Origin of the sequence: Stenotrophomonas sp. A3_2 (genome assembly GCF_036624925.1) — a bacterium.
GTDB classification, from domain to species: Bacteria; Pseudomonadota; Gammaproteobacteria; order Xanthomonadales; family Xanthomonadaceae; genus Stenotrophomonas; species Stenotrophomonas hibiscicola.
In genome coordinates this window covers 104874-120852 of sequence record NZ_JAZKVY010000339.1, presented here as the reverse complement: position 1 = coordinate 120852, position 15979 = coordinate 104874, and the positions used below count along the sequence as shown (strand labels likewise).

The window sequence follows — 15979 nt, the reverse complement described above, 5'->3', positions numbered from 1 at the left end:
ATGGCGGGCATGTCATTGCCCGCCTCCGCTTCCGCCCCGGCTTCGGCCAACCCTACCTGCGTCATCAACTGCGTCCACTACGATGACGAGGGCAAACGCCACGACATCAGCCTGGACGCCATCAGCGATGTCATCGCCAGTGGCAATGGCTTCGTGTGGGTCGGCCTGTACGATCCCAACGACGATGTGCTGCTGAAACTGCAGGAAGAATTCTGCCTGCACGACCTGGCCATCGAAGACGCGCGCAACGCACACCAGCGGCCCAAGGTCGAGACCTACGGCAATTCGCTGTTCGTGGTGGTGACCACCGCGCAGATGGTCGACGAACGCATCCAGTATGGCGAAACCCATGCCTTCCTCGGCCCACGCTTCCTGGTGACGGTGCGCCACGGGGCCTCGTTGTCCTATGCCCCGGTACGTGCACGCGTGGAGCGCGAGCCGCAGCTGCTGAAGATGGGCCCGTCGTACTGCCTGTACGCGGTGACCGACTTCGTGGTCGACAACTACCTGCCGATCGTGCACCGCTTCCGCGATACCCTGGACCTGCTGGAGAAGGACATCTTCGCCGAGAATTACAAGCGCAGCACCGTGGTGCGCCTGTACGAGCTCAAGCGCGAACTGAACAAGATGCGCATGGCAGTGGCGCCACTGCAGGACGTGCTTGCGCAGCTGCGCCGCTACCAGGGCGAACTGATCCCGGACGAAGTGAAGCTGTACGTGCGTGACGTGCATGACCATGCGGTGCGCATCAGCGATGTGATCGACACCCTGCGTGAGATGCTGGGCACCGCGCTGAGCGTGAACCTTTCGCTGGTGACACTGGCGCAGGGCGAGACGGTCAAGCGGCTGGGTGCGTGGGCCGCACTCTTGGCGGCGCCGACGCTGATCACCAGCTGGTACGGCATGAACTTCAGCCACATGCCGGAGCTGAGCCAACCGTGGGCCTACCCACTGATGATCGTTGGCGTGGGCGGCGTCTGCGTAGGGCTGTACCGGCTGTTCAAGCGCGCGAAGTGGTTGTAGCGCGTATCGACCAACGGTCGATACCCGCCATGCACGGGGGGCGTCGATACCCCGCAATCCGGTAGGCCCCGACCGTTGGTGGTGGCACATGACCCGCTTCTGGTAGTGCCGGCCGCTGGCCGGCAATCAGGGCAATGCAGGCCAGCGACCGGCACTACCGCTCGGGATCAAGCCACGTAGACGGTCTTGATGTTCATGAACTCATGGATGCCATGGTCAGCCAGCTCCCGACCAAAGCCTGACTGCTTGCTGCCGCCGAACGGCAGCCGCGCGTCGCTCTTGACGATGGCGTTGACGAACGCCGCACCGCATTCCATGCGCTGCGCGAAGCGCTCGCCGCGTACCGGATCGCCGGTCCACACGCTGCCGCCCAGGCCGAAGCGGGTGTCGTTGGCCACGCGCAGTGCCTCGGCCTCATCCTTGACCCGGATCACCGCGGCCACCGGCCCGAACAGCTCCTCGTCATACGCCGGCATGCCCGGGCCGACCTGGTCGAGCACCGTGGCAGGATAGCCGGCATGGGTGCCGGCTATCGGCTCACCACCGATCAGCACCCGCGCGCCCTTGGCCACGCTGGCCTGCACCTGCTTGTGCAGTTCGTCACGCAGGTCGGCGCGAGCCATCGGTGCCAGCGTGGTGCCAGGCTTATCGGGATCGCCGTACTGGCGCTCGCCCGCCGCCTCCACAAAGCGACGGGTGAACTCATCGGCCACCGCCTCGACCACGATGAAGCGCTTGGCCGCGATGCAGGTCTGGCCGCTGTTGTCGAAGCGCGACTTCACCGCTGCGGCCACGGTCTTGTCGAGGTCGGCATCGTCGAGCACCACGAAGGCATCGCTGCCACCCAGCTCCATCACCGACTTCTTCAGCTGGCTGCCGGCATTGGAGGCGATCGAGCGCCCTGCCCGCTCGCTGCCGGTCAGCGTCACCGCCTTCACCCGTGCGTCGCGCAGCACGTCGGCGGCCTGGTCGTTGTCGATGTGCAGCACGTCGAACACGCCATCAGGCAGGCCGCCGTCACGGCACACCGCCAGGATCAGGTCGGCGCACTGCGGCACGTTGCTGGCGTGCTTGAGCAGAGCGACGTTGCCAGCCATGAACGCCGGGGCGAGGAAACGGAACACCTGCCAGATCGGGAAATTCCACGGCATCACCGCGAACACGCAGCCGATCGGCTCGTAGCGCACGTAGCTGCGCTGGGCTTCGGTATCGATCAACTGCGGCTTGAGATAGTCGGCGGCGTGGTCGGCGTAGTACTCGCAGGCCGCCGCGCACTTGTCGACCTCGGCCAGCGCCTCGGCCTTGAGCTTGCCCATCTCGTGGGTCATCGCCTGCTGCAGGTCGTCGCGGCGCGTGCGCAGCTGCGCCGCGATCTGGCGCAGGATCGCGCCGCGTTCCTGCAGTGAACGCTCGGCCCAGCCGGGGAAGGCATCGGCGGCGGCCTGCAGGCGCTGCTCGATGTCGGCAGCGCCCATCAGTTCATGGCGGTAGGTCACCTGGCCGGTGGCCGGGTCGACGATCTCGACGGTCATGGGGGATCTCCATCTGGAAGACCCCCATTGTGCGCCGCCGGCCGTGAGCCGGGTGTTGCCGGCACAGTGGACGGATCGTGTACTCAGCCGTTGTCCTGCCGCGCCAGCTGCAGGTCGCGCTGGCGCCGCTTCTCGGCGCGGGCATTGATGTACCAGCCGATCACCGCGGCGATCGATACCGCCGACACCAGCAGCGTGGCCAGTGCATTGATCTTCGGGCTGATGCCCATGCGCACCGACGCGAACACCTTCATCGGCAGCGTGGTCGAGCCCGGCGTGGCGACGAAGCTGGCCACCACCACGTCATCCAGCGACAGGGTGAACGCCAGCAGCCAACCCGCCACCAGCGCCGGCGCGATGATCGGCAGGGTGATGCGGGTGAACACGGTCAACCGGCTGGCGCCCAGGTCCATCGCCGCTTCTTCCAGCGACAGGTCCATTTCCTGCAGGCGCGAGGACACCACCACGGTGACGAAGCAGAGGGTGAAGGTCACGTGCGCGATCCAGATGGTGGCCAGGCCACGCGCCGGGAAGCCGGGAATCGCGCCCATCGATGCCAGCAGCGCCATCAGCGAGAAGCCCAGGATCACGTCCGGCATCACCAGCGGCGCGGTGACCAGCGCCCCGAACAGTGGCTTGCCGCGGAAGCGCTTGAAACGGGTCATCACCATCGCCGCCAGCGTACCCAGCACAGTAGCGGTACACGCAGTCCAGAACGCCACCACCAGGCTGGTCCACATCGCCTCCATCAGCGCGCGGTCGGCAAACAGGTCGCTGTAGGCGCGGGTGGAGAACCCGGCCCAGACCATCGCCAGCCGCGAGCTGTTGAACGAATAGAACATCAACAGCAGAATCGGCAGGTACAGGAAGGCGAAGCCCAGCAGCAGCACGCCCAGCCCCAGGCCCTTGGCGGTACGCGGGCTCATGCCTGCTTCCCTTCCAGCAGGCGCTGCTGGGAACGGTTGAACAGCAGGATCGGCACCAGCAGCAACAGGATCATCGCCACCGCCATCGCCGACGCGCCCGGCCAGTTGCGGTTGTTGAAGAACTCGTTCCACAGCTGGCGGCCGACCATAAGCGTCTCCGAGCCCCCCAGCATTTCCGGAATCACGAATTCACCCACTGCCGGGATCATCACCAGCATGCAGCCGGCGATGATGCCGGCCTTCGACAGCGGCAGGGTGATGCGGAGGAAGGCCTGCCATGGCTTGGCACCCAGGTCGTAGGCCGCTTCCAGCAGGCGGTGGTCATGCTTGACCAGGTTGGCGTACAGCGGCAGCACCATGAACGGCAGGTAGCAGTAGACGATGCCGATGTAGGCGGCGGTCGGCGTATCGATCAACTGCAGTTTCGGCAGGCCCATCGACGTCATCAGCGCCTGCAGGCCGGTGAACTGCAGGAACTGGTCAAGCAGGCCGTTGCGGTCCAGGATCGCCTTCCACGCATACACGCGGATCAGGAACGAGGTCCACGACGGCAGCACCACCAGCATCATCGCCACGTTGCGTGCGGCCGGCGACAGGCGGGCGATGGCATAGGCCATCGGATAGCCGATCAGCAGGGTGAAGAAGGTGGAGATCGCCGCGATCCTGATCGAGCTCAGGAACGCCTGGGCATAGATCGAATCGCGGAACAGCGCCAGGTAGTTTTCCAGGTTCAGCTTCAGCGAGAAACCGCCGTCGGCGTACTGCAGCAGCCAGGTATACGGCGGCGAGCCGACCCGGCTGAGCGAGAAGCTGATCATCAGCACGATCAGGAACGGCACTGCGAAGAACAGCAGCAGCCACAGGTACGGAATGCCGATCACCGTGGCACGCAGCCCCGGCAGCCAGCGCTTCAGGCCGGCGACGCTCATGAGGTGAGCACCACGCCGTCGTTGTCGCGCCAGTGCACCCACACCTCGTCGCCCCAGGTGAAGCCATCACTGGCCCAGCGCTGCGAATTGGCGAAATTGGCCAGCACCTTGGCGCCGCTGGGCAGCCGCACGTGGTAGACCGAATGGCTGCCGAAATAGGCGATGTCCTCGATCACGCCCTGCGCCTTGTTGGTGTGCCCTTCCGGCTCGTCCTTGCCGATCATCACCTTCTCCGGGCGCAGCGCGAACGCGACCGGCTGCCCTTCATAGCAGGTGATGCCATGGGCGATGTAGATCGGTGCCGGGAACAGCGGCGAGCGCACGGTCACGTACTCGGGCAGGTCCTCGTCGATCACCCCGTCGAACAGGTTGACCGAACCGATGAACTCGGCGACGAAGCGGTTGGCCGGCTGCTCGTAGACCTCGTCCGGCTTGCCGACCTGCTGGATCCAGCCGGCATCCATCACCGCGATGCGGGTAGCCATGGTCATCGCTTCTTCCTGGTCGTGGGTGACCATCACGCAGGTCACGCCCGACGACTCGATGATGCTGACCAGTTCCAGCTGCATCTGCGAGCGCAGCTTCTTGTCCAGCGCGCCCATCGGCTCGTCCAGCAGCAGCAGCTTCGGCCCCTTGGCCAGCGACCGCGCCAGCGCCACGCGCTGCTGCTGGCCACCGGACAGCTGGTGCGGCTTGCGCTTGCCCAGGTGGCCCATCTGCACCAGGTCGAGCATCTCGCCGACGCGCTTGCTGATCGCGTCCTTGCCCAGGCCATCCTGCTTCAGGCCGAAGGCGATGTTCTGCTCGACCGTCATGTGCGGGAACAGGGCATAGGACTGGAACATCATGTTGACCGGCCGCTGGTACGGCGGCAGCGCGTCCAGGCGCTGGCCATCGACGGTGATGCTGCCCTTGGTGGGCGTCTCGAAGCCGCCCAGGCAGCGCAGCAGGGTCGATTTGCCGCTGCCGGAGCCACCCAGCAGGGCAAAGATCTCGCCCTTGCGCACGTCCAAATTGACGTCGTCGACGGCGACGAAACCGTCGAATTCCTTGCGCAGATCACGAATGGAGAGATAGCCGGGCGCACCGGTCGTGTCGACGACGGCGGCTACCGGCTGGGCTTCAACGGGCATGGGGGCTCCGGGAGCGGGCGGTGGACAGCGGCCGCCATTCTAACGGCCGGGGGCTGCAGGGGATATGACGGAGGCAGGCGGAAGCGGCCGTTGGCCGGCCTCGGGGGCTAGAGCAGTGTCGGTTTTCCCCCGCCATGGCGGCCTGTCCGCCGGAAGGCCCGGGCTCTCCTCGACGCCCGGACGGCCGTCCCGGCCAGGCACCACGGGCGGCGGCCCGATCTGCAACATTTTTCAGAGCGTGATCCATTGAAAGCCCGGGACATTCCCCGCGCAATGCCCCGGATCTAGGCCTTGCATGGACCGACCCTGTGATTTCCCCGGACAGCCCCTCCCCTTTCCCGCCCCGCCTGCCGGGCTGCCTGCCTGCACGGCTGCCGCTGGTCATCATCGGCGCCGGCCAGGCCGGGTTGTCGCTCAGCGCGCTCCTGCAGGAGGCCGGCGTCGAGCATCGCGTACTGGAGGCCGAAACCGTGGGTGCCAGCTGGCGGCGGCGCTGGGATTCGTTCCAGACCAACACCGCCAACGCGACCATGGCCCTTCATGGCCATGCCTATGCCGGGGATGACCCGGAAGGGTTCATGGGGGCCCCGGAAGTGATCCGACGGCTGCGCGACTATGCCGACGAGCGCGCATTGCCGATCAGCGAGGGGTGCGTGGTCCATCGGGTCGGGCCCGAGTCCGGTGGTTATGACATCGACAGCAGCCGGGGGCTGATCCATGCCCAGGCGGTGGTGGTCGCCACCGGTGAATACCGCCGGGCGCGGTTGCCCCGGGCCCCCTTCGCGCCCGCACCAGGCCTCACCGTGCTGCACTCCAGCGACTACCGAAGTCCCGGCCAGCTACCCGAGGGCGCGGTGCTGGTCATCGGCGGCGGTCAGTCCGGCGCGCAGATCGCCCAGGACCTGCGCGACGGTGGTCGCAGCGTGTACTGGTCACTGGCCCAGCGGCATTCGCACACCCGCCGGCTGCGCGGCAAGGACTCGATGACCTGGTGGGACATGGCCGGGCGCATCCACCAGCACGTGAGCGAATCGGCGGGAGTACTGGCGGGTGGGCCGGACGCGCTGCGCAAGGCCCGCACTGCGGAGTTCCCGCTGATATCCGGCAAGGGAAGCGCCGGCCTGGGCAGTTCGATCAGCCTGTTGGCGATGCACCGCGCAGGCATCAGGTTGCTGGGCCGGTTGCAGGAATTCAGCGGAAACACCGCCCGCTTCGCCGATGTCCGCCCGCAGCTGCATACCGCGATCGAGGCGACGCGGGCCGAATATGCCTATCTCGATTCGCTGGCCAGCGCGTACTACGCCACGCGGCCCGAGCCGCGCACTGACGATGCCCGCTACATTCCCGAAGAGGTCTACCTGCACTGGGAGCCGGAACCGTCCCCGTGCGAGCTGGATCTGCAGGATGCGGGGATCCGCTCGGTGGTGCTGGCCACCGGGTTCGTCGCCGAGTGGCCCTGGCTCGACGTGCAGGGCGTGCTGGATGCACACGGCTATCCGCTTGGCGACTTCGGTGTTTCCCCGCAGCCGGGGCTGTTCTTCATCGGCATGCACAACCTGCAGCGGATGAGTTCGTCGTTCCTGTGCAACGGCGGCCGCGACGCACGCGACCTGCTGCCGGCCATCCTGCAGCACCTTGGCCGAAGCGGAAGTACCGGCTTCGGCGCAGGTTAAGGGAGCCGCCGGGCAGGGCCCGACGGCGCCAGACCGGCTCAGCGGCCGGTCTTCACCTCGGTCCACAGCCGGGTGTAGAGCTTGTCGGTCTCCGGCGTGTTGATCGAGTAGGTGAACATCTTCTCGGCGACATCCGCCGGCGGATAGATGGTCGGGTCGGTGCGGATCGCCTCGTCCACCAGCGGCGTTGCGGTCGGGATCGGGTTGGCGTAGTGGATGAAGTTGGTGTTGGCCGCAGCGACCTTCGGTTCCAGCAGGTAGTTGATGAACCTGTAAGCCGCTTCCGGGTGCTTGGCGTCTTTCGGGATCGCCAGCATGTCGAACCACTGCGGCGCACCTTCCTTCGGGATCGAGTAGGCCACGTGCACGCCATTGCTGGCTTCCTCGGCGCGGTCGCGGGCCTGGATGATGTCACCGGACCAGCCGACCACCAGGCAGGTACCGCCGTTGGCCAGCGAACCCACGTACTGCGAGGAGTGGAAATTCTGAACGTACGGGCGGATCGACTTCAGCAGGTCGGCCGCCTTCTGCAGTTCGGCCGGGTCGCCGCTGTGCGGGTCCAGGCCCAGGTAATGCAGCGCGATCGGGATCATGTCGGCCGGCGTGTCCAGGATGGTCACGCCGCAGTCCTTCATCTTGCTGATGTTCTCCGGCTTGAACACCAGGTCCCAGCTGTTGGCGATGTCGGTGCTGCCACCGAAGCGCTGCTTCAGCATGTCCACGTTGTAGCCGATGCCGGTGGTGCCGATCATGTACGGCACGCCGTACTGGTTGCCCGGATCCTGGGTGGCGATGCGCTTCATCACCGCCGGATCGAGGTTGGCCAGGTTCGGGATCTTGCTCTTGTCCAGCGGCAGGAACACGCCGGCCTGGATCTGGCGGCCGAAGAAGTTCAGCGTCGGCACCACCACGTCGTAGCCGCTGTTGCCGGCCAGCAGCTTGGTCTCGACCATCTCATCGCTGTCGAACACATCGTAGGTCACCTTGATCCCGCTCTCCTTCTCGAAGGTCGGAATGGTGTCCTCGGCGATGTAATCGCTGTAGTTGTAGACGTTCAGGACCTGGCTGTCCTGCGCGCCGCCGTTGCCACCGCCACAGGCGGCAAGCATGGCGGAGGCCAGGCCGAGCGTGAGGATACGCAGCTTCATCGGGTGCTCCAGAATGCGGGAAGGGGGGCCGGCGGGGCCGGCGACGGGTGCCAGCCTACCCCCCGGCGGCGGATTTTTCTATTCCAGATGCTCAGACGTTCAGCAGCAGGAACTCGCGCTCCCACGAGCTGATGACGCGGAAAAAGGTCTCGTATTCCTTGCGCTTGACCGAGATGTAGGCGCGGCAGAAACGCTCGCCCAGCAGGGCCTGGAGCTCGCTGCACTGCTCCAGCCCGTCCAGCGCCTCGCCCAGCGAGCGCGGCAGGTTGTAGCCCAGTTCCTTCGCGCTGCCGGTCACCGGCGCGTCCGGCGCCAGCCGCTCGCGGATGCCGAGCAGGCCGCAGGCCAGGGTCGCCGCCATTGCCAGGTACGGGTTGGCGTCGGAGCCGGCGAAACGGCTCTCCACGCGCATGTTTTCCGGCGTATCCAGCGGCACGCGCAGCCCGCAGGTACGGTTGTCGAAGCCCCAGTGCACGTTGCTCGGCGAGACCTCGCCGAACACCAGGCGGCGGTAGGAGTTCACGTTCGGCGCGAAGAACGCCATCGCCTGCGGCGCGTACTTCTGCAGGCCACCCAGGTAATGGCCGAACACTGGGCTGAACTCGCCCTCGGCATCGGAATCACCGGCAAAAACGTTGCTGCCGTCACTCATCCGCACCAGGCTCTGGTGGATGTGCATGGCACTGCCCGGCTCGTTTTCCATCGGCTTGGCCAGGAAGGTGGCGTACACCCCGTGGCGCATCGCCGCCTCGCGCATGGTGCGCTTGAACAGGAATACCTGGTCGGCCAGGTCCATCGCATCGGCATGGGTGAAGTTGACCTCCAGCTGCGCCGCGCCCGATTCGTGGATCAGCGTGTCCACGTCCAGCTTCATCGCATCGGCGTAGTCGTACATCAGGTCGAGGATCGGGTCGAATTCGTTGACCGCGTCGATCGAGTACGACTGCCGCGCGGTCTCCGGGCGCCCGGAGCGGCCGGCCGGTGGCAGCAGCGGGAAGTCCGGGTCGGTGTTCTTCTGCACCAGGAAGAACTCAAGCTCCGGCGCCACCACCGGGCGCAGGCCCAGCTCGGCGTAGGCCGCCAGCACGCGGCGCAGTACGTTGCGTGGCGCCAGCTCGTGCGGCTCACCGCTCTTGGTGTAGCAATCGTGGATGACCTGCGCGGTGGCGTCGGCCGCCCACGGCACCATGCGCACCGTGTCCGGATCGGGGCGCAGCATCATGTCCGAGTCGGACGGCGAGGTCAGCTCGTAGTAATCGTCAGGGAACTCGCCGGTGACGGTGGTGGCGAAGATGCCCTCAGGCAGGCGCGTGCCGTAGTCGTGCGAGAACTTGTCGGCGGGAATGATCTTGCCGCGCGCGTTGCCGGTGATGTCCGGCACCAGGCATTCCACCTCGGTGATGCGCCGCTCCTTCAGCCAGCGCAGCAGCGTGCTTTCCTGCGGTGCGGGGGGCGTGGCCGTCTTGCGCGGGCGCGTTCGGGAACTCATCGGGAATCCAGTCGGTTCTGTTGGTGCTGCCGGCAAGCCTGGCCGAACGCACGGAAAATAGCGTGATAGAACGGCGCCTGCATGACACGCCACTCCGGGTGCCACTGTACGCCGAGCACGAAACGATGGTGCAGGCTGCGTGCCGCTTCGACCAGCCCATCGTCGGCCACGGCCTCGACCTGCAGGCCCTGCGCGAGGCGGGCAATGCCCTGCCCGTGCACCGAATTGACCTGCGCCCGGTCGCTGCCGTGCCACTGCGCCAGCCAGCCATCGGCAACCAGGGTAACCGCGTGGGCCGGTCCGTACTGCACCTCCACCGGCGCCTGCGGGTCTTCGCGATGGTCAGCCAGGCCAGGCACCGCGTGTACCTGCGGATGCAGGCTGCCACCCAGCGCGACGTTCAGTTCCTGGAAGCCGCGGCAGATCGCCAGTACCGGAAGATCCTGCGCCAAAGCCTCACGCAGCAACGCGAACGCATTGGCATCACGGGCCGGGTCATGCAGATTGCCCGGCCAGCTGCGACCGCCCTCGTAGTGCCGCGGTTCGATGTTGCTGACCGCGCCGGTCAACAGCAGGCCATCAAGCCCCTGCGGCCAGTCGCCAACCGGCAAAGGAGGCTGCAGGCTCGGCAGTACCACCGGGGTCACTTCGGCGGCCTCGGCCAGCGCGCGCACGTACTTCTCGCCGGCCACCGCGAAACGGTGGTGGCCGAGCACGGTGCTGTCGGTGGGCAGGCCCACCCAGGGCAGGCGGCGCATGGGGACACTCCTTGGCGTGCCGACACGTTACCCGTCGCCTGGCAACGGCGGCAAGTCGCTGCCGTCACACCGCAGCTGCCGCGCATCGGCGAAACTACCGGGGTGAACGCTGATCGACCTGCCCCGCTCCCCCCTCCCGCACTGCGCCCGCGAGGCCTGCGGTGAGCGCCGCCTTCCCGCCCAGCTGGTATGCCGCCAGCCTGCCCGAACCGCCCGCCCTGCCCTCGTTGCGGGGGGATGTGCAGGCCGATGTCGCGGTGCTGGGCGCCGGCTATACCGGCCTGACCGCAGCCCTGGAACTGGCTACGCGCGGCCAGCGCGTGGTGGTGCTGGACGCGCAGCGGATCGGCTGGGGCGCGTCCGGTCGCAACGGTGGCCAGGCGCTGGTCGGCTATGGCTGCGAGGTGGACGAACTGGAGCGTCAGCTCGGTCGTGATGATGCGCGCCACCTGTTCGACTGGTCACGCGACGCGGTGCAGGCGATGCGCGCACGCATCGATCGGCACGGCATTGACTGTCATTGGGTGGAAGGCCACGCCAGCGTCGCCATCCGCGAACGCCATGAGCGCGACCTGCAGGCCAACTGCGAGCATCTGCAACGCCACTACGACTACCCCATGCAGTGGTGGGACCGTGATGCCCTGCGCGCACAGCTGGACAGCCCACGCTACCGCGCCGCGATGTTCGATCCGCTCAGCGCGCATCTGCAGCCCCTGGCCTATGCCCGCGGACTGGCCGATGCGGCGCGTGCGGCCGGCGCGGTGATCCATGAGAACTCCGCAGTGACCCGCGTGCAGCGCGGACCGCAGCCCACCCTGCATACCGCGCAGGGAAGCGTGCGCGCTGCGCATCTGGTGGTGGCCGGCAACGCCTGGTTGCAGGGCCTGCTGCCCGAGCTGGAACGGCGGATCATGCCCGTCGGCACCTATATCGGCGCCAGCGCGCCGCTCGGTGCCGAGCGCGCCCGCGCCCTGATCGGCAACAACATGGCCGTGGCCGACACCGCGTGGGCACTGGACTATTTCCGCCTCAGCCACGATCACCGGCTGCTGTTCGGCGGTCGCGCCAGTTACTCGGCGTTGCCCCCACCCGGCCTGCACGGGGTGATGCAGCGGCGCATGCACCAGGTGTTTCCACAACTGGCCGACGTGCCGCTGGAGCAGGTCTGGGGCGGTTACGTGGACATTACCCGCAACCGCGCCCCGCATTGGGGCCGGCTGGACGGCAATCTGTACTTCGCGCAGGGGTTCTCCGGCCATGGGGTGGCCGCCGCCGGGCTGGCCGGCGAGGTGATCGCCGCCGCCATTGCAGGCCAGAGTGAGCGCCTGGACGTGTTCCAGCGCCTGCGGCATGCCCCCTTCCCTGGCGGCCGGCTGCTGCGCACGCCGCTGCTGGTGGCGGCGATGTCGTGGTACAAGCTGCGGGATGCGTTGTGGTGAAACGGTGAGCTGACACGGAGAGATTCCGAAGAACTGGCAATTCCCGGACCTCCACAGCATGTGAAGAGCACTCATCCCGAAGGGCGTGACGGAATTCTCATTTGATCGGCAGATCGCATCGGCAATTGCATTATCTATTTCATGCCGATACCGTCCCTCAGAACCGGGTCCCGCGGCGAATGGATGCTGACAGGGAACGTACTAGAGGGAGATGTGCGATTGAACTGGTGGAATGAAGGCCTGCAGTTGAAGTTGCGTATCCGCCCGGCGGGGCTGGTCCTTGCGCTGTTGTACGCCATCGCATGCTGGGCGTCTCGCCAGTTGTCGCTCGACCAGTTCTACCTGCCCGCCGGCGTCCGCGTGGCTGCGGTGCTGTTGTTCCCGCCTCGATGGTGGCCGTACCTGCTGCTGGGCGAATACGCCTACTTTGCGCAGATGCGCGTGCCAATGATCGAGAAGTATGGACTGGCCTGGATAGTGCTTGGTTCGGCACTGCTGATGCCTGCAGTGATGCTGATCGTGCATCTGCACCGGAAAATGATGGTGACCACGAAGAATGCATGGCTGATTTCAGTCGCGGCGGTTTCGGCACTGGTGGTCACGGCGCTCAATCTGATGTTGGCACATCTCCTGTGGCCGACACCACCGGAGATGCCGGTGCTTGCGAGCATCGCGCGCCTGGTCGTTGGCGACTTCATCGGCATACTGACCCTTGCACCGCTTGCGTTGCTGTGGACACGCCGGACCGGCAACGCCCGTTGGACATCAGGTTTCGCCCCGCCTGCACTCGCTGCCCTGACGCTGATGGCCATAATTGGCCTGTATGCCGCACAGCTGCCCTTGGACGAAGCCAACGCCAAGACATCGATGCAGCTGCTGATGGCGCTGCCGGTCGTCGTGCTCACCTGTCTGTATGGCTGGCGAGGTGCGGCGATCGGAGTACCGTCGCTCAACCTGATCATTGGCCTGACCACCCCAAGCCCCTACACGGGTGCGTTCGATCCAGCTGCGTTCGCGACCCAGCAGATCATGGCGGTCACCGGCGCTGCACTGCTGGTGTTAGGGTCGCGCATCACCCACTACTACCACCGTTCGCGATTGGGCGAAGTGGGTGAAAGGGATGCGCTCAAGCACGCGCGCAATTCACTGGTGGCAAGCGAGCTTGATCTCCGTGAGCGCGCGCGACACCTGAGGAAGCTGGGGGACGGCATCGACACCTCGCTCAGCGAGGTGGTGAATTGGCTCAATGCGCATGGCCATCCCACGATAGCGAACAGTCTCCTGCATATGGCTTCGGTCCATTCGCGACAGTTCCGCGAACAAACCAGCATGGTCTATCCCGCAGCACTGGAACATCTTGGGCTCTACGTCGCCCTGCAGGCCGGCGGCGTACGCGAAACCTGGGACCTGAGCCATCGCGTGATGCGCCCTCGATTGCTCGGCGATCCCTGTCAGCTCAGTGTCGGCCTGCAGCTGGCCGCCTATCGCGCCCTCACCGATGCCGTTTCGCTGTTGATCAACAGGGAATCCGGTCAGATCAGCATCCGCGTGCGTTGCGGCAGGAGAGGAGGACGCCGCGGCATCCTGATGACGGTCGCACTGCTGGATTCATACCGCAGCCTGTCACCGTCAACCGTCACCGCCACGGTCGAGCGCTTGGCTGGCCGCACGATTGCCTATGGCGGAACAGTGCAGTGCCATCGGAATCGGATACGGATGGCGATGGTGGAGACGGGTGACTCCGCCGCCATCGGCATTGCATCGTTCAGCGCTATGGATCACGTGACCACCTCCGGGCAGGGAAGCTCGCAGACCCAGATCTGATTGCCGGTGTCCGCCAGAGGGCCGGCCCTACAATAATCGCCCTCTGCCGCGTTCATCGCGGCAAGCGCAGCGGCGCAGGATATCCCGACACCGCTGCGCACTTCTACGTATTTACGGTGTTTCAACCGACCAGATGACCTCGCCGCCACTACGATAACGCACCAGCGAAAAATCGCTGCCGCTGTAGATCTGCGAGCGGCTGGCGCCTGCCGGTATCTGGATCTTCTGCTGAGGCAGCGAAACCTTGGTCGCATTGTTGCCTGCCGGCAGCACCCAGTAGGTCCCCCCTGCGTTGCCGATAATCAGCTGCACGTTTCCGAGGAGGTCGTTCACCTGCAAATAGGTAATGCCATCACGCTGGAATCCATACAGCTGCCAGCTGGGGTCCTGGCTGAGATTGACCGCAGCCGGACTGGCCTGCCCCAACCCAGCCGTAGCCAATGGCTTTCCATGAAAATCCGAGGGACCGCCCGCGATTGCCGGGGCAGCGGCAATCATCAGAAATCCAGTAGCCGCACCAAAACATGAAAATCGCACAGTGACCTCCAGGTCGAAGTTGAAATCGAGAACCTCCAGCTGATACTAACCGCTTCCCATCTGAGCAATGGGCCAAACGACGAGCACGGACGTTTTCGTCCTAAAGTTACACCCGAAACCGCCGCTATCCGTGCCGAGCCCTCCTTCGTGAGCCACCGCATCATGCCCGTCCTGCCGCAGGCCGCCCTCAATGGCGACCTGGCCGATCCCCTGCCACAGCGGATCCTGCTGGTCGAAAATTCCCGTGCGTTCACCGGCATGCTGCGCGAAGCCATCGAACAGCGCCTGGAGCTGCCGGTGGTGATCGCTTCCACCCTCGCCGAGGCCGATCGCCTGCTCAGCGAAGGTGCCGGCTGGTTCCTGGTGCTGACCGGGCTGGTGCTGGCCGACGGCGACCGTGATGCGGTGGTCGAGTTCTTCCTCAAGCGCGACCTGCCAACGGTGGTGGTCAGCGGCGTGTACGACGAGGACCTGCGCAAGCGCGTGCTGCAGCAGCAGATCATCGATTACGTGCTGAAGAACACCCCCGGCAGCATCGATTACCTGGTGTGGCTGGTGCAGCGGCTGGAACGCAACCGCCGCATCGCCGCGCTGGTGGTGGACGATTCGCCGTCTGCGCGTGGCTACGCTGCGGCCCTGCTGCGCATGTACGGCCATGAGGTGCATGAAGCCGCCGACGGCAACGAGGGCCTGGCTGCGATCGAGGCGCACCCGGCGATCCGCCTGGCGGTGGTCGACCAGGAAATGCCCGGCATGCAGGGCGTGGAGTTCACCCGCCGCCTGCGTACCCTGCGCTCGCGCGACAAGGTGGCGGTGATCGGCATCTCCGGCAATACCGATGCCTCGCTGATCCCACGCTTCCTTAAGAACGGTGCGAACGACTTCCTGCGCAAGCCGTTCTCGCGCGAGGAGTTTTTCTGCCGCGTCTCGCAGAACGTGGACCAGCTGGAGCTGATCGGCACTCTGCAGGATCTGGCCACCCGCGACTTCCTCACCGGGCTGCCCAACCGACGCTTCTTCCTGGAACAGAGCCAGCGCCAGCTGCCACAGTTGCAGCTGCATGGCCAGTGCGTGGCGGTGGCGATGATCGACATCGACCACTTCAAGCACATCAACGACACGCACGGCCACGAGGCCGGCGATGATGCGCTGCGCTCGGTGGCCGGCGCGGTGGCCGCACATGCACGCAGCCAGGACCTGATCGCACGCTTCGGTGGCGAGGAGTTCTGCCTGCTGGTGCCGGACATGGAACAGGACGAGGCGCTGCTGTACTTCGAGGAACTGCGCCAGCGCATCGCCGCGCTGGAAGTGGACATCGGCACCGCCACCCTGCGCATGACCGTGAGCATCGGCCTGTGCTGCCTGCGCCCGCAGCGTGATGCACTGCACCGGTTGATCTCCGAGGCCGACCGCCAGCTGTACCTGGCCAAGGCCGGTGGCCGCAACCGGGTCAGCTGCACCACGGTGGCCAGCCCGCTGCGCCCCCGCGAGCCGGCGCTGCCCTGACCGGCCCGCCTTGATCCAGATCAACGCCGCACCCGCGCGGCAGTTCTACAGTCGGCCCCGAC

General features: G+C 66.1%; 13 protein-coding genes. 5 read left to right on the top strand and 8 right to left on the bottom strand.

Annotated features, from left to right (window positions below; all coding sequences use genetic code 11):
• Positions 1–1023: a magnesium and cobalt transport protein CorA gene (locus R5H29_RS17360; protein ID WP_019659045.1), complete on the top strand. Its 1023-nt coding sequence runs from the start codon at positions 1–3 to the stop codon at positions 1021–1023.
• Between the two features lie 167 nt (positions 1024–1190).
• On the opposite strand, the gene R5H29_RS17355 is transcribed toward R5H29_RS17360, so the two are convergent.
• The 4 genes from R5H29_RS17355 to R5H29_RS17340 form a co-directional block, all read right to left on the bottom strand.
• On the bottom strand, positions 1191–2555 hold the full coding sequence (locus tag R5H29_RS17355; protein WP_206621640.1) for an NAD-dependent succinate-semialdehyde dehydrogenase: 1365 nt from the start codon (positions 2553–2555) through the stop codon (positions 1191–1193).
• Between the two features lie 83 nt (positions 2556–2638).
• On the bottom strand, positions 2639–3481 hold the full coding sequence (locus tag R5H29_RS17350) for an ABC transporter permease subunit (RefSeq protein WP_021203562.1): 843 nt from the start codon (positions 3479–3481) through the stop codon (positions 2639–2641).
• Positions 3478–4410, bottom strand: coding sequence for an ABC transporter permease subunit (locus tag R5H29_RS17345; RefSeq protein ID WP_111097890.1), 933 nt, complete (start codon positions 4408–4410; stop codon positions 3478–3480). Before R5H29_RS17345 ends, R5H29_RS17350 begins: the two co-directional genes overlap by 4 nt.
• Positions 4407–5543, bottom strand: a complete 1137-nt coding sequence (locus R5H29_RS17340; RefSeq protein ID WP_005415926.1) for an ABC transporter ATP-binding protein — start codon at positions 5541–5543, stop codon at positions 4407–4409. The genes R5H29_RS17345 and R5H29_RS17340 overlap by 4 nt, the downstream gene beginning before the upstream one ends.
• 308 nt (positions 5544–5851) lie before the next feature.
• Here R5H29_RS17340 and R5H29_RS17335 point away from each other — a divergent pair, with 308 nt between their 5' ends.
• A complete protein-coding gene (locus tag R5H29_RS17335) occupies positions 5852–7216 on the top strand; it encodes an NAD(P)-binding domain-containing protein (protein WP_332329536.1) in 1365 nt (454 codons plus the stop codon).
• A 38-nt stretch (positions 7217–7254) separates the two neighbouring features.
• Here the strand turns inward: R5H29_RS17335 and R5H29_RS17330 are convergent, their stop codons facing one another.
• The 3 genes from R5H29_RS17330 to R5H29_RS17320 form a co-directional block, all read right to left on the bottom strand.
• Complete coding sequence (locus R5H29_RS17330; protein ID WP_019659050.1) at positions 7255–8364, bottom strand: polyamine ABC transporter substrate-binding protein; 1110 nt, start codon at positions 8362–8364, stop codon at positions 7255–7257.
• Between the two features lie 91 nt (positions 8365–8455).
• A complete protein-coding gene (locus R5H29_RS17325) occupies positions 8456–9853 on the bottom strand; it encodes a glutamine synthetase family protein (protein WP_019659051.1) in 1398 nt (465 codons plus the stop codon).
• A complete protein-coding gene (locus tag R5H29_RS17320) occupies positions 9850–10611 on the bottom strand; it encodes a gamma-glutamyl-gamma-aminobutyrate hydrolase family protein (RefSeq protein WP_332329535.1) in 762 nt (253 codons plus the stop codon). Before R5H29_RS17320 ends, R5H29_RS17325 begins: the two co-directional genes overlap by 4 nt.
• A 161-nt stretch (positions 10612–10772) precedes the next feature.
• Here R5H29_RS17320 and R5H29_RS17315 point away from each other — a divergent pair, with 161 nt between their 5' ends.
• Both R5H29_RS17315 and R5H29_RS17310 read left to right on the top strand, forming a co-directional pair.
• Positions 10773–12050: an NAD(P)/FAD-dependent oxidoreductase gene (locus tag R5H29_RS17315; RefSeq protein ID WP_407073550.1), complete on the top strand. Its 1278-nt coding sequence runs from the start codon at positions 10773–10775 to the stop codon at positions 12048–12050.
• 219 nt (positions 12051–12269) lie between these two features.
• Positions 12270–13874: an MASE1 domain-containing protein gene (locus tag R5H29_RS17310; protein ID WP_180832773.1), complete on the top strand. Its 1605-nt coding sequence runs from the start codon at positions 12270–12272 to the stop codon at positions 13872–13874.
• Positions 13875–13985: 111 nt separating this feature from the next.
• Here R5H29_RS17310 and R5H29_RS17305 read toward each other — a convergent pair whose 3' ends face one another.
• On the bottom strand, positions 13986–14372 hold the full coding sequence (locus R5H29_RS17305; RefSeq protein WP_227199817.1) for a hypothetical protein: 387 nt from the start codon (positions 14370–14372) through the stop codon (positions 13986–13988).
• Positions 14373–14573: 201 nt separating this feature from the next.
• Here R5H29_RS17305 and R5H29_RS17300 point away from each other — a divergent pair, with 201 nt between their 5' ends.
• Positions 14574–15917 (top strand): diguanylate cyclase, encoded by a 1344-nt coding sequence (locus tag R5H29_RS17300; protein ID WP_332329564.1) that lies wholly within the window; start codon positions 14574–14576, stop codon positions 15915–15917.
• Positions 15918–15979: the final 62 nt, after the last annotated feature.